The sequence below is a fragment of the Mesorhizobium marinum genome (assembly GCF_040813675.1).
Classification (GTDB): domain Bacteria; phylum Pseudomonadota; class Alphaproteobacteria; order Rhizobiales; family Rhizobiaceae; genus Mesorhizobium_K; species Mesorhizobium_K marinum.
In genome coordinates this window covers 447620-460379 of the sequence record NZ_JBFOCI010000001.1, presented here as the reverse complement: position 1 = coordinate 460379, position 12760 = coordinate 447620, and the positions used below count along the sequence as shown (strand labels likewise).

Annotated in this window: 10 protein-coding genes; 4 read left to right on the top strand and 6 right to left on the bottom strand. The window is 67.4% G+C overall.

Translation table 11 applies throughout. The annotated features are described in order from the left end of the window. Positions 1-9: 9 nt before the first annotated feature. On the bottom strand, positions 10-2247 hold the full coding sequence (locus tag ABUE31_RS02270) for a CHASE2 domain-containing protein (protein ID WP_367721872.1): 2238 nt from the start codon (positions 2245-2247) through the stop codon (positions 10-12). Between the two features lie 132 nt (positions 2248-2379). Between ABUE31_RS02270 and ABUE31_RS02265 the strand changes: the two genes are divergently transcribed. The 3 genes from ABUE31_RS02265 to ABUE31_RS02255 are packed head-to-tail and all read left to right on the top strand — an operon-like array spanning position 2380 to position 5552. After that, a complete protein-coding gene (locus ABUE31_RS02265; protein WP_367721871.1) occupies positions 2380-3165 on the top strand; it encodes an SDR family oxidoreductase in 786 nt (261 codons plus the stop codon). Further along, a complete protein-coding gene (locus tag ABUE31_RS02260) occupies positions 3162-4655 on the top strand; it encodes a mannitol dehydrogenase family protein (protein WP_367721870.1) in 1494 nt (497 codons plus the stop codon). The genes ABUE31_RS02265 and ABUE31_RS02260 overlap by 4 nt, the downstream gene beginning before the upstream one ends. A 27-nt stretch (positions 4656-4682) precedes the next feature. Continuing rightward, entirely contained in the window at positions 4683-5552 is an 870-nt protein-coding gene (locus tag ABUE31_RS02255; RefSeq protein ID WP_367721869.1) for a MurR/RpiR family transcriptional regulator, read from the top strand. Positions 5553-5591: 39 nt separating this feature from the next. Here ABUE31_RS02255 and ABUE31_RS02250 read toward each other — a convergent pair whose 3' ends face one another. The 5 genes from ABUE31_RS02250 to ABUE31_RS02230 form a co-directional block, all read right to left on the bottom strand. Next, the gene (locus tag ABUE31_RS02250) at positions 5592-6578 is read right to left on the bottom strand and encodes an ABC transporter permease (protein WP_367721868.1); all 987 of its coding nucleotides are present in this window, start codon (positions 6576-6578) and stop codon (positions 5592-5594) included. Next, on the bottom strand, positions 6575-7546 hold the full coding sequence (locus ABUE31_RS02245) for an ABC transporter permease (protein ID WP_437344058.1): 972 nt from the start codon (positions 7544-7546) through the stop codon (positions 6575-6577). Before ABUE31_RS02245 ends, ABUE31_RS02250 begins: the two co-directional genes overlap by 4 nt. Beyond that, on the bottom strand, positions 7546-9078 hold the full coding sequence (locus tag ABUE31_RS02240) for a sugar ABC transporter ATP-binding protein (protein WP_367721866.1): 1533 nt from the start codon (positions 9076-9078) through the stop codon (positions 7546-7548). The genes ABUE31_RS02245 and ABUE31_RS02240 overlap by 1 nt, the downstream gene beginning before the upstream one ends. Positions 9079-9148: 70 nt before the next feature. Next, on the bottom strand, positions 9149-10174 hold the full coding sequence (locus tag ABUE31_RS02235; protein ID WP_367721865.1) for an ABC transporter substrate-binding protein: 1026 nt from the start codon (positions 10172-10174) through the stop codon (positions 9149-9151). Between the two features lie 80 nt (positions 10175-10254). Continuing rightward, positions 10255-11442 (bottom strand): Gfo/Idh/MocA family protein, encoded by a 1188-nt coding sequence (locus ABUE31_RS02230; RefSeq protein ID WP_367721864.1) that lies wholly within the window; start codon positions 11440-11442, stop codon positions 10255-10257. Positions 11443-11671: 229 nt separating this feature from the next. Between ABUE31_RS02230 and ABUE31_RS02225 the strand changes: the two genes are divergently transcribed. After that, entirely contained in the window at positions 11672-12760 is a 1089-nt protein-coding gene (locus ABUE31_RS02225; protein ID WP_367721863.1) for a hypothetical protein, read from the top strand.

Below are 12760 nucleotides of genomic sequence, written 5' to 3'. Positions count from 1 at the left end.
GCCACGAATCTACTTGGTTAATGCGGTGTAGACGCCGTCCCAGCCGTCTTCCGGCGGATTATCGCGAAAATACACTATGCGCGACGCGTAGAGGTCGAGATAGCCGTCGAGCGCCGCGCCGAGGCGCTTGGCGAGAGGCGCCATCTCGGCGAGCGCGGCGGCGGCGGCGTCCCAGTCGCAGGCGCGGTAGCGCTCGAGCATCGTCCCGTTGGCCTGCTTGAGCGCCTGGAAGGTCGGATCGGCAACCATGTCCTCGACGCCGAGCAGCGAGTGGATGCGTTCCGGCTCGTTCTTGCCCTTGACGCGGAGCAGGTCGATCTCGATCAGCGCCAGCGTGTCGGCGACCGCGGCCGCCGTGGCGTCGCCGAGCACGATGGAAACGCCGTAGGGTTTCGACTGGCCCTCCAGCCGCGACGCCAGGTTCACGGTATCGCCAAGCGCGGTGTAGTCGAAGCGCATGTCGCTTCCCATGTTGCCGACCACGCAGGGACCGCTGTTGATGCCGACGCCGATCCGGATTTCGTGGAAAGGCTCGCCCGGATCCCGCTCCACCTCCTGCCGGCGCTGGCTGTTCAGTTCCTCGACGCGACGCACCATATCGAGCCCGGCTCGGCAGGCGCGCATCGGATGGTCGGGCAAGTCGACCGGCGCGTTCCAGAAGGCCATGATGGCGTCGCCCATGTACTTGTCGATGGTGCCGTCGCGATCGAGGATGGCTCCGGAAAGCGCTGTGAGGAAGCGGTTCATCAACCGAGTGAGGCCCTGCGGATTGGCCTTGAAGCTCTCCGAGATGGTGGTGAAGCCGCGGACATCCGTGAACAGCAGCGTCAGTTCGCGGGTTTCGCCGCCGAGGACCAGTTGCTCGGGATGGTCGGCGAGGCGGTCGACCAGGGTCGGCGAGAGATACTGGCCGAAAGCGCTTCTGATCTGACGGCGCTGGCGTTCCTCGCGCATGTAGTTGGCGGTCGCCATGACCATGAAGACGGCGGCGAGCGCGCCACCCGGGAAGGTGGCGTCGATCAGCATCCGGTCGGCGAGGAAGGCCCAGTAGACGCCGGCCGCGACCAGTCCAAGCACCGAGACTGCGGCGAAAAACGAATAGAAGGCGCCGATGCGCGGCACCAGCCAGACGATGAAGGCACCCACCACGAAGGTCACGAGAAGTTCCATCCCGATCGCGTAGGCCGGCCGTTGGAGAAACTGCTGGGTGAGGATGTTCTCGATGATCTGCGCGTGGATCTCCACGCCGGGCATGAAATTGGCGACGGGCGTCGCGCGAAAATCCTCGAGGCCTACGGCCGACGTCCCGATCACAACGAGATGGCCCGCAATGCGTTCGGCCGGCGCCTCCCCCGACATCACGGCGCCCGCCGAAACATAGCGGTCGCGCGAGGAGGCGTTGAACCACGGCCAGACGCGCCCGTTGCCGTCGGTCGGAACGAAGACCCCGCCAACCACGATGCCCTCGATGCCGGCGTCGCCGGCGCGCGTGGCGAAGGCCTGTCCGCCGGTCGCGATGCGCAGCATCTCGGCCGACAGCGCGAGCCGCATGTGGTCCTGAACCATCATGACCAGGGGGATGCGGCGGAAAATGCCGTCGGGATCCGGCTCGACTGTGAACAGGCCGCGCCCGGCGGCGGCGTCCGAGATGACCGGCAGGTTCTGCACCAGCCGCGGAAATTTCAGGAGGTAGGGCGTCGCGTCGCCGCCGAGCGCCGCATAGGGCACGTCGGGGATGGGACGGTCGCCGCCCGCCAGCGTCTCGTCATCGACGCGAACGCTGGTCTCGCCGACCACGACGCGCGAGCGGGCGATGGCGTTGGCCAGCACGGTCTCGTTCGACGGCAGCTTCAGGAGATCGGTCCTCGCCGTCTCCGGCAGGTCGGGATTGTCCTCGGCGACCCGGTCGGGAGACAGGCGATCAGGCTCGGCGAAGACGACGTCGAAGCCGATCACCACCGCACCCATAGCGGTCAGCCGGTCGATCAGGCGCGCCACCTCGGTGCGCGGCCAGGGCCACTGGCCGACCAGTTCCAGGCTCTTCTCGTCGATGTCGACGATGGCGATCGGCTGCGCGGCCGCAGGGCGCGGATGCAGCCTCTGGAGGATGTCGAAGCCCTGGTTGCGGATCGAGGAGACGACCAGCGGGTCGGCGACGCGCAGGCCGAGGAAGAGGAGAAGCAGCGCCAACCCCGCAAGGCGGGCAAGCGCAATCCCCATCGATCCGGCTGACTGGAAGAGTCGCATCCCCGGCAAGGCCCCCTGCTCATACGTATTGATCTTTTCTGGCGGGATGGCTGTCAATGCACGGCTTTGCCGGATTGACCGAGCGGAACGATTTTTCTATTTTTCCTGAGATAGAAATCGAGTTGCGCGACGATGAACCTCTCCCTTGCCGGCCAAGTGCTTGTCGTCACCGGATCGACGCAGGGCGTCGGCCGGTCCGTCGCCCTCGAGGCGGCAGCGAACGGCGTGGAAGCGCTGCTGATCACCGGCCGCGACCCGGCGCGCGGCGCAGCCGTCGTCGCAGAGGCCGAGGCGCTTGGCGCGAAAGCCCATTTCGCCGCAGTCGACCTCGCCGACGCAGGTGCGGCGGACATGATCGCCGACGCCGCCATCCGGCGTTTCGGGCGCATCGATGCACTGGTGAACGCCGCCGGCCTAACCGACCGGGGCTCGATGGTCTCGGCCGACCCGGCGCTCTGGGACAAGCTTTTCGTGGTCAACGCAAAGACGCCCTTCTTCCTGATGCAGCGGGCGATCAATGACATGCGCGCGAGGAAGAAGCCGGGCGCGATCGTCAACATCCTGTCGATCAACGTGCATGGCGGCGCCACCGACCTCACGGTCTATTCCGCGAGCAAGGCGGCGCTTGCCCTGGTGACCAGGAACGCGGCGCAGGCGCATCGCTTCGACCGCATCCGCATCAACGGCATCAACATGGGCTGGGCCGACACGCCGGCCGAGCGCGTCATGCACGCCGAGACCCTGGGCAAGGGGCCGGACTGGCTGGCCGAGCAGGCGGCAGTGCAGCCGTTCGGCCGATTGCTGGCTCCGGAAGACGTGGCGCGGCTGACGCATTTCCTGCTGTCGCCGGCGTCGGAGCCGATGACCGGTTCGGTGATCGACCAGGAACAGTCGGCCATCGGCCCGAGGGACGCATGAACCGGCTGAACGCCGGCAGCATTCCACTCCTGCCGTCAGAGGTGCGAAGACCGGGATACGATCGCGAAATGACGCGGATCGGCTTCGCCCATGTCGGTGTCGGCGCGTTCCACCGCTGCCACCAGGCGGAGTACACCGAAGACGCGCTGGAAGCCGGCGCCGACGACCGCGCCGAAATCGGCGTCAACCTCAGGCCGCCGTCGATCGCGGACCAGCTTTCGCCGCAGGACGGCCTCTATTCCCGCCTGCTGGTCGAGGGGGACAGAGCCGAGGCGCGCGTCATCGGCTCGATCCGGCGCGTCCTCGACGCCGAGCGCGAACCGGCAGGGGCGCTGGCCGCGCTCGCCGATCCCGGGATCGACGTCGTCACCATGACGGTGACGGAGAAGGGCTATTGCCACGTGCCGGCGAGCGGGGCGCTCGACTGGGAGCGGCCGGAAATCGCCGGGGATCTTGCGCGATCCTCCGGGCGGACGTCGCTGCCGGGTTTCCTGGCAGAGATGCTGGCAAGGCGCATGGCGGCCAATGCACCGGTCACGCTGATCTCCTGCGACAACATCCCGGGCAACGGCCAGATCCTGAAGGGCGTGGTTCTAGGCTTCGCCGAGGCGGCCGACAAGCCGCTCGCCGGCTGGATAGCCGACAATGTGCGCTTCCCCTCGACCATGGTCGACCGCATCGTGCCGGCGACGCGGCCGGAAGACCTGAAGCAGGTCGAAGAACTGACCGGCCTGCGCGATGACGGCGCGGTGGTCGGCGAGCCATTCCGGCAATGGGTCATCGAGGACGACTTCAACCGCCCTCGCCCGCGCTGGGATGTCGCCGGCGCGCAGTTCGTTGCCGATGTCGAACCCTACGAGTTCATCAAGATGCGGGTGCTCAACGCCTGCCAGAGCGCGCTTTCCTATGTCGGCGCACTGACGGGGCTAGGCACCACCTGCGACGACGTCAACGATCCTGAACTCAGGGATTTCGTGCGGCGGATGATCCTATCGGAAGCCGCGGCGGTGCTCCCCGACATGCCGGGCATGCAGGTCGGTCCCTATCTCGACCTGACGCTCGCGCGGCTCGGCAATCGGGCGATCCGCCATACCAACCACCAGATCGCGACCGACGGCTCGCAGAAGATCAACCAGCGCATCCTGCAGCCTTTGCGGGACCGCCGTGCGCTAGGCCTTGCATCGCCGCTGCTGGAGACGGCGATCGCTGGCTGGGTAGCCTATCTGGCGAAGTCGCAGCCGGCTTTCGGCGGGGCATGGCACGCACACGACCAGATCATGCCGCTGGTGGCCGACATCGCGACACGATCCTCCGGCGACATCGACGTTTTCACGAAACTATTCATCGGCAACCGCGCGATATTCGGCGACAGCCTGGCTGCGGACGACGGGCTGGCGGACCGTATCGCCGGGACAGCAAAGGCGATGCTTGCGGACGGCGTCAGGACGGCGCTCGGTCGCGCCATGGCGGAAGCTCCGCCGCGGGGATAGGCTGGAGAGCGGGACCAGGAGGACGGCTTGAGCGAAGAGGCCGACGGCAGGCGCGACTACAGCGAATTCGTCGCCACGCTGACGGCGCGCAGGCCCGCGCTCAGCCGTCGGCTGCAGCAGGTGGCGCACTATCTCCTCAACAATCCCGAAGACGCGGCGATCTTCACCATCGTCGAGATCGCCAGGCGCGCCGGCGTGCCGCCCTCGGCGATCACGCGCTTTGCCAAGGAACTCGACTTCGACGGCTTCGCAGGACTGCAGGCGATGTTCAAGCAGCGGCTGCTCGGCCCCCGCATGTCCTACGCCGAGCGCGTTCAGGCGGTGAATCGCGAAGTCGCGCCATCGGGCCGGGCGGATCCCGACGACCCGCGCGATCCGCATCAGGTGGCGGAGACGTTCATCCAGGCGGCGTTCGACGCGCTGCTGAGGCTGCGCGAGGATGTCGCCAACGCCGCCCTGATCCCGTTCGTCGATGCACTGGAAAATGCCAAGGCCGTGCACATCGCTGCGGCGCGCGGCGCCTACGGGGTCGGCAGCTACACCTATTACGGCCTTTCGCGCATCGGCAAGCGCACCTTCCTGATCGACAACCTGGGCGCGATGCGGGCCGAACAACTGGCCGCCATGGACGAGGGCGATGCGCTGCTGGTCATCACCTTCGACGACTACACGCCCGAAACGGTCGATCTGGCAAAGAAGGCGCACGCCGCCGGCCGAACGGTGCTCGCCATCACGGACAACGAGTTGAGCCCCGTCGCGCCGCTTGCGGGCCACGTGCTCTATGTGAAGGAAGCCAGGCTCGGCCACTTCCGCAGCCAGGTGCCGGCCATGGTGCTCTGCCAGGCGCTGGTGATGAGCCTGGGGTACCGGACGGAAGCAGCTGCCAGGCGGCGGTAGGTCGCGAACCGTTGAGGGTGACCCCCACAGCCCGAGACGCTACCGGTCCTCGATGATCCTGAGATAGGCGGCGGTGACAAGAAGGATGATCGCGCCGAACAGGATGCGGCGCGCGCCCTCGGGCATCTGCAGGATGGTCAGCAGCGTGGTCAGGACGGTGAGGATCAGCGCGCCGACGATGGTGCCGGTGTAGCTGCCCCTGCCGCCGAAGATCGAGGTTCCGCCGATGACCGCGGCGGCGACCGAGGGCAGCACCAGCGGTTCGGCCAGCGACAGCGACGGCGCGCGGATCAGGCCCATGTAGAGCAGGCCCATGATGCCGGCGAGCACGCTGGAGAACATGTAGAGCGCGAGGATCACCTGCCAGTATTTCACGCCGGCAAGCCGGGTCGCGCGCTCGTTGTCGCCGATGGCGTAGAGCAGTCGCCCGAAGCCGGTGCGCTTCTGCACGAACAGAAGCAGCGCGGCGACAGGGACGAAGAGCAGCAGCGCGTTCGGAAAGCCCCAGGTGACGCCGGTACCGAGCCAGATCAGGAAATCCGGCACCTTGGCACCGGTCGCGATGACCGTGCGCTGGTAGACCTGCAGGCAGCCGACGCCGATCAGGCTGGTGCCGAGCGTCATGATGAGCGGATGCACGCGAAAGACGCCGACGCCGATGCCGTTGGCGAAGCCGATCAGAAGCGCCGGGACCAGCGCGATCGCCATCGCCACCGGAGCGGCATTGTCGACGCCCTGCGTGGCGACGATGAAGGCCGCCATGGTGGCCACCGTGCCGACCGAAAGGTCGATGCCGCCGGTCAGCATGGTCATGGTCTGGCAGCCGGCAAGCAGCGCAAGCGGGATCGCGAACTTCACCGTGTTGGCGATCCAGCGCTGATTGACGATGCCGGGGCTGAGGATGTTCAGCACCAGCACCAGGAGGATCAGGAGGATGAGCAGCGGCACGAGCGGATAGTCGCTCATGAACCGCTTGATGCGCCGGCCGAGCGGCGCCTGTTGGGGGGCGGCTGCGCTGATGCTCATTTCGAACGGCTCCGCATGGCGATGAAGGCGCCGAACATGACGACCGCGACCAGGATCGACCCTTCGACGATCGCCGTGACGTTGGGATCGATGGCGAGAAGCGTCAGTATGGTGCGCGCCAGGCGCAGCACGAAGACCGCGATGATCGGCCCTAGCAGGCCGCCCTTGCCGCCGCCCAGCACGACGCCGCCGAGCACCACGGCCGCGACGCTGGCCATCAGGTATGGGCCGGGGATCGGCGCGCCGATGCCGGTGCTCATGGTCAGCGACAGGCCGCCCATCGCGCCGAACAGGCCGCCGATCGCATAGGCAAGGATCTTGGTGCGGGCGACCGGCACGCCGGAACGGAAGGCCGCGAGCTGGCTGGAGCCGATGGCGTAGATCGACAGGCCGAGCCGCGAGCGCTTGAGCGGTATCCAGACGGCGCAGAGCAGAACCACGAGCAGCAACAGCGCCTTCGGAAACCAGTCGGTGGCGTCGTCGGGAAGGATCGGGATGGGCACCGTGCCGACTATCAGGTTCTTCAGCCATTCCGCCGCGCCGCCGCCCGGCGCCGGCAGGACAAGCAGCGCTGCCCCCTGCAGCATGAACAGCGTCGCCAGCGTGACGACGATGTCGGGCACCCGGCTGACGACGATCAGGATGCCGTTGAGCGCGCCGAGGGTAAAGCCGAGCGCAAGCACGAAGGGCACTACGAACAGCGCGTATTCCTCGCTCGCGCCGGCCATCATCGCGGCGGCGGTGACGCTGGTCAGCGCCATCATCGCCGCGACAGACAGGTCGATGCCGCCGGCGATGACCACGACGGTCTGCGCGGCGACGGCAAAGGCATAGGGCAGGACGGCGCGCACCAGCGAGCCGAAATCGCCGGCGCCGTAGCTCGGCTGGATGAGCTTGGTGAGAACGAAGAGGGCCATCAGCAGGGCCGACAGGCCGACGACCCAACCATGCTGGCGAAGAAGGCGCATCACGGGCGGACCTCGCCGGCGTGGGAAGCAGCCAGGACGCCGACATCGGGCGCCGAATCGCGGGGCAGGCCATAGGCGGCGCGCGTCAACGCCGGTTCGTCGGCGATCTCTACCGGCAGGATGTCGACGACGCGGCCGCCGAAGATGACGATGGCCCGGTCGCACACGAGTTGCACCTCCTCGAGCTCGGAGGTGTAGAACAGGACCGATTTCCCCTGCCCCGCCAGCTGCCTCAGCAGCTTGTAGATCTCCTGCTTGGTGCCGACGTCGATGCCGCGCGTCGGGTCGAAGCAGAGCAGCGTGCGCGCGTCGGCGGCGATCCAGCGCGCGATGGTGACCTTCTGCTGGTTGCCGCCCGACAGGCGCTGCACTTCCCGCTGCGCCCGCGTGTCGATCTGCAGGCGCTCGATGGCGCTCTGCACGAGACCGCTTTCCTGGCGCCGACGGATCGGCCCCCAGTTCCGGAACGCCGCTGAGAACGGCAGCGCGATGTTCTCGCGCACAGACTGCTGCATTGCGAGCGCTTCGGTGCGGTCGCCGGGCACATAGGCAAGGCCTGCGCTGATTGCGTCGACGGGATGGTGGAAGGCGACGGCCTTGCCGTCCACCTCGATCGTCCCGCCGTCCGGTCGGATCGAGCCTGCAAGCGCCGCGAAAAGTTCGTCCTGCCCCTGCCCTTCGAGCGCGACCACGCCGGCGACCTCTCCGTCCTTCAGGTCGAAGGAGACGTCGTGCAGCTTGGTTCCTACGCGAAGGTTGCGCACGGCGACGCGGGTCGCCGCTGCGGCTGCTTCGCCGTCGGCCGCCGCGGCGACGGAGACGCGTCGCTTCTCCACCTTGGCGCCCAGCATCAGTTCGACGATGCGTTCCTCTACGCCTGCTTCGATATCGACCACGCCGACGGTCTCGCCGTCGCGCAGCACGGTCGCGCGGTCGCAGAGCGCAGCGATCTCGACGAAGCGGTGCGAGATGAAGATGACCGAGCGCCCGGTCCTGCTCTGCTGCTTGACGACGTCAAGGACGCGTTCGGCGAGGTTGGCCGGCAACGCCGCCGTCATCTCGTCCAGCAGCATGACGTCGGGCTCGACCGCAAGCGCGCGCGCCAGGTCGAGCACCCGCTGGATCGCCAGCGGCACGTCGCGCGCGAGATCGCGCAGGTCGAGATCGGGAACGCCGAGTTCCGCGACCCAGGCGCGGAACGGCTCGACCGGCGTCTGGGTCAGCCTGAGATTGGAGAGGACGTCGAGATCGGGGATCAGCGACGGTTCCTGGTAGACCGGCACGAGCCCGGCCCGCCTGGCCTTGGCCGGCGTGCGGATGTCGCGCTCCTGGCCGCGCAGGAGGATGCGGCCGGCATTCGACGGAATCGCGCCGGTGAGAATCTTGACCAGCGTCGACTTGCCGGCGCCATTGGCGCCCATCAGCGCATGCACCTCGCCCGGCAGGACGCTCAGCGACGCGTTTTTCAGCGCGGCCACCGCGCCATAGTTCTTGGCGACGCCGGCGGCTTCGAGGAGCGGTTGGTCGGTCATGAAAGTTCCAGTTGACGTGCGGGGACGACGGACAAATCCGCCGTCCCCGCCAACCTTTCAGATCGGAGGCTTATTCGCCGGGGCCCTTGCAGGCCACGATCTGTTCCTTGGTGTAGGTGGTCCAGTCCGGGATGGAGATGGACACCGGCCATTCCGGCGACAGCGACGGATCGGCCGCGGCCTTGAGCTTCTCCTTGCCGGCGTCGGTGACGTTCTCCCAGATCTCGGGCTGCACCAGCACGGTCTGCTCGGCGGGCTTCTTGCCCTCGAGGATCTGCAGCGCCAGCGTGACGCCAGCGCCGCCGATCGAACCCGGGTTGGTGACGGCAGCGCCCTTCAGGCCCTCGACCGAGTTGAGCTGGCCGACGAAGCCGGCATTGTCGGCGCCGACGACCGGCACCAGCGTCGCCTGGCTCTCGACCAGCGCGTCGACGATCACGTTGTCGATGCCGGAGGTCCAGATGCCGTCGAACGGAACGCCGGTGGCGATGTAGTCGAGGATCTGCTGCTTGCCCTGATCCTGCTGCCAGCCGGTGAACGTCTCCTGGGCGACCTTCACATCGGGGAACTCGGCAAGTGCGCGCTTGAAGCCCTTGTCGCGATCGCTGTCAGCCGACGCGCCGGCTGCGCCGCGCATGTAGACGACGCTGCCCTTGCCGCCGATCGTCTCGAACAGCCATTTCGCGCCGAGATAGGCGTACTCTTCCTGGTTGTTGGAGATGATGTAGGCCGACGGCTCGGTAACCGTCTGGTCGACCGCGACCACGGTGATGCCGGCGGCGGTGGCTTCGGCGAGCGCCGCCTGGATGCCGGCCGGATCCGCCGGGTTGACGACGATCGCGTCAACCTTCGCGCTGATCAGGTTGCGCAGGTCTTCGAGCTGGCCGGCCGCGTCGGTGTTGCGGTGGGCGATGTTGAGCGCCTTGACCTTGCCGGAAGCGAGCGCCTGCGCCTTGATCGCGCAGATCATCTCCTCGCGCCAGCCGTTGCCCTGCACGGTGTTGGACACGCCGATGGTGTAGTCCTGCGCATGGGCGGCCGTCGCCAGCAAGGCGACGCCGATCGCGGCAAGACCCGTTTTCGTCCAGTTCCTCATCGTCTTCTCCCTGTTCGATGATGTCTGCGCCTGGTCCTCCAAACGAGCCGTCAGGCGCACCGGTCCGTTGAGGCAAAGTTCTATAGATGCGTCGCGACGGGTGTCCAGACGCCCCCCGCTTCGTGGCTGTCGACCGATGCCTCGATGAAGCGCATTCCAATCAGGCCGTCTTCGACCGACGGCACCAGCCGAGCAAGCCCGGCATCGACCGCTTCCCCCCGCCGCCGCGCAGAAACCAGCGCAATGGCATCGCGATAGAGGTTGCCGAAGCCCTCGACGTAACCTTCCGGATGCTCGGCGGGCATGCGCGACACGCGTGCCGCCTCGCCGCCGACCTCGGCCCCACCCCTGGTCAGAATCACGTGAGGTTTGCCGAATTCGCAGAGGCGCAGGTATTCCGGCTCATGGCCGTGCCATTCGAGCCCCGCCTTCTCGCCGTAGACCTTGATCGACAGCCGGTTGTAGTTGCCTGGTGAAACCTGGCTGGCGACCAGCACGCCGCGCGCGCCGGAGGCATAGCGCATCAGGACATGCGCATTGTCGTCGAGCCGGCGGCCCGGAACGAAGGTGGTGAGGTCGGCGGCAACCTCGGAAGGGACCATGCCGGAGACGAACTGCGCGAGGCTGAAAGCGTGGACGCCGATATCGGCAAGGCAGGCGGAACGGCCGGCGCGCGCCGGGTCGGTACGCCACTCGGCCTGCTTCTGCCCGTCGGCGTCGATCGGCAACGTCAGCCAGTCCTGGATGTATTCGGCGCGAACGATGCGGATGGCGCCGAGCGCGCCCGAGGCGACCAGTTCGCGCGCATGACGCACCATGGCGTAGCCGGTGTTGTTCAGCGTCACGGCGAAGACCAGCCCGGACCGCTTCGCCAGCGCGGCAAGTTCTTCCGCTTCGTTGAGCGAGGCGGACAGAGGCTTGTCGCAGATGACGTCGATGCCCGCTTCGAGGAAGGCCCGGGCGACAGGCGCGTGGAGATGGTTGGGCGTGACGATGACGACGGCTTCGATGCCGTCGGCGCGTCTCGCCTCGGCCTCGGCCATCAGGCGGTAGTCGGAATAGGCGCGGTCCTCGGCGATGCCGATGTCGATGCCGGACAGTCTCGCATTGTCGGCGTCGGACGACAACGCGCCCGCGACCAGTTCAGCCTTGTCGTCGAGCCTCAGCGCCATGCGATGCACGGCGCCGATGAAGGCGTTGCGGCCGCCGCCCACCATGCCGATGCGCAGGCGCCGCGGACCGATGCTGTCGCCGGTTGCGTAAACCATGTCAGGCCTTCAATTTCGGGAGGTGCGCGACAGCCGCGCATGGCAAGAAAACTGCGCGCATGAAGCCCTCCACCAACTGCACGGATCGACTACCGCACATAAATTTCCAACAGTCAAGAAACGAAAATTTCGTTCCAAAATTGGATGCGAAGCCTTCCGAATCCATGGCCGGACGCGCTAGGATCGGCCGTTTCCCGGAACGGACACGCAACTGGAGGAGCCACTGCCCATGCAGCATGTCGAGATCGAAGCGAAGGGTGTCAGGGCACGGCTCGAACTGCTGTTCGGCATGATCTCCGAGTTCGCAGTCGAGCGTGACGGACGCACGATCTCGATGCTTCACAAGGCGCCGTGGCTCAACGAGGCGATGCCAGCGGACGCCGCGCCGCATCTCGGCGGCCTCGCCGGAGACTTCTTTTGCGCGCCCTTCGGAGACGCGGCCGCCGACGGCGCGCCCGGCCATGGCTGGCCGGCCAACACGACGTGGACGCACCTCGGGACCGAAAGCAAGGACGGCCAGACCGTTGCGCGCTTCCGGCTCGACCACAAGGCGATGGGCGCCGACCTCGTCAAGGAACTGCGGCTCGTCGACGGCCATCCGTTCCTCTACCAGCGCCACATCTTCACCGGAGGCAGCGCCGACTGCATGGCGGTCGCCAATCACGCGATGGTCTCGCTGCTCAACGGCGGCCGGCTGAGCTTCTCGCCGAAGCGCTGGTGGGAGACGCCCCGGATTCCGCTCGAGCCAGACCCGGCACGTGGCCGCTCGCTGCTGGCCTGCCCGGCGAAGTCGGCAGATCCGACGCATTTTCCGCTCGCCGCCGGCGGTGAGGCCGACATCACGCGCTACCCATTTGCCCAGCGCCACGAGGACTTCATCGCCGGCGTCGAGGCCGAGGGCAGCACGCTCGGCTGGACCACGGTCGCCCGCGAGCAGGAGGGCGACCTTTTCATCAGCCTGCGCAATCCGGCGCGCCTGCCGATGACGCAGCTCTGGTTTTCCAACGGCGGCCGCGACTATGCACCTTGGAACGGACGCCATCTGGGATGCCTTGGCGTCGAAGAGGGCCTCAACCGGGCGATGCTCGGCCATTCGCTCGGCAGCGCTCCGAACCCGCTCGACGCGGCGGGCATACCGACCGGTCTGGCGCTCGACCCCGACGGCGTCGCCGAGGTGCGGCACGTCATCGGCTCGGTGCCCTGGACCGGCGGAGGCCGAATCGAAAGCATCAAGCCGACCGAAAGCGGCATCGCGGTGACGGCAACGTCGGGGGACGCCGTGTCGATCGCCTGCGACCTGGCTTTCCTGCAAGGCTGA

Excerpts from the sequence above, each read along its gene's own strand:
- ABUE31_RS02230 (WP_367721864.1), bottom strand. The coding sequence starts at position 11,442 with ATGGTTTACGCAACCGGCGACAGCATCGGTCCGCGGCGCCTGCGCATC.
- ABUE31_RS02250 (WP_367721868.1), bottom strand. The coding sequence starts at position 6,578 with ATGAGCATCAGCGCAGCCGCCCCCCAACAGGCGCCGCTCGGCCGGCGC.
- ABUE31_RS02240 (WP_367721866.1), bottom strand. The coding sequence starts at position 9,078 with ATGACCGACCAACCGCTCCTCGAAGCCGCCGGCGTCGCCAAGAACTAT.
- ABUE31_RS02260 (WP_367721870.1), top strand. The coding sequence starts at position 3,162 with ATGAACCGGCTGAACGCCGGCAGCATTCCACTCCTGCCGTCAGAGGTG.
- ABUE31_RS02225 (WP_367721863.1), top strand. The coding sequence starts at position 11,672 with ATGCAGCATGTCGAGATCGAAGCGAAGGGTGTCAGGGCACGGCTCGAA.
- ABUE31_RS02265 (WP_367721871.1), top strand. The coding sequence starts at position 2,380 with ATGAACCTCTCCCTTGCCGGCCAAGTGCTTGTCGTCACCGGATCGACG.
- ABUE31_RS02270 (WP_367721872.1), bottom strand. The coding sequence starts at position 2,247 with ATGCGACTCTTCCAGTCAGCCGGATCGATGGGGATTGCGCTTGCCCGC.
- ABUE31_RS02245 (WP_437344058.1), bottom strand. The coding sequence starts at position 7,546 with ATGCGCCTTCTTCGCCAGCATGGTTGGGTCGTCGGCCTGTCGGCCCTG.
- ABUE31_RS02235 (WP_367721865.1), bottom strand. The coding sequence starts at position 10,174 with ATGAGGAACTGGACGAAAACGGGTCTTGCCGCGATCGGCGTCGCCTTG.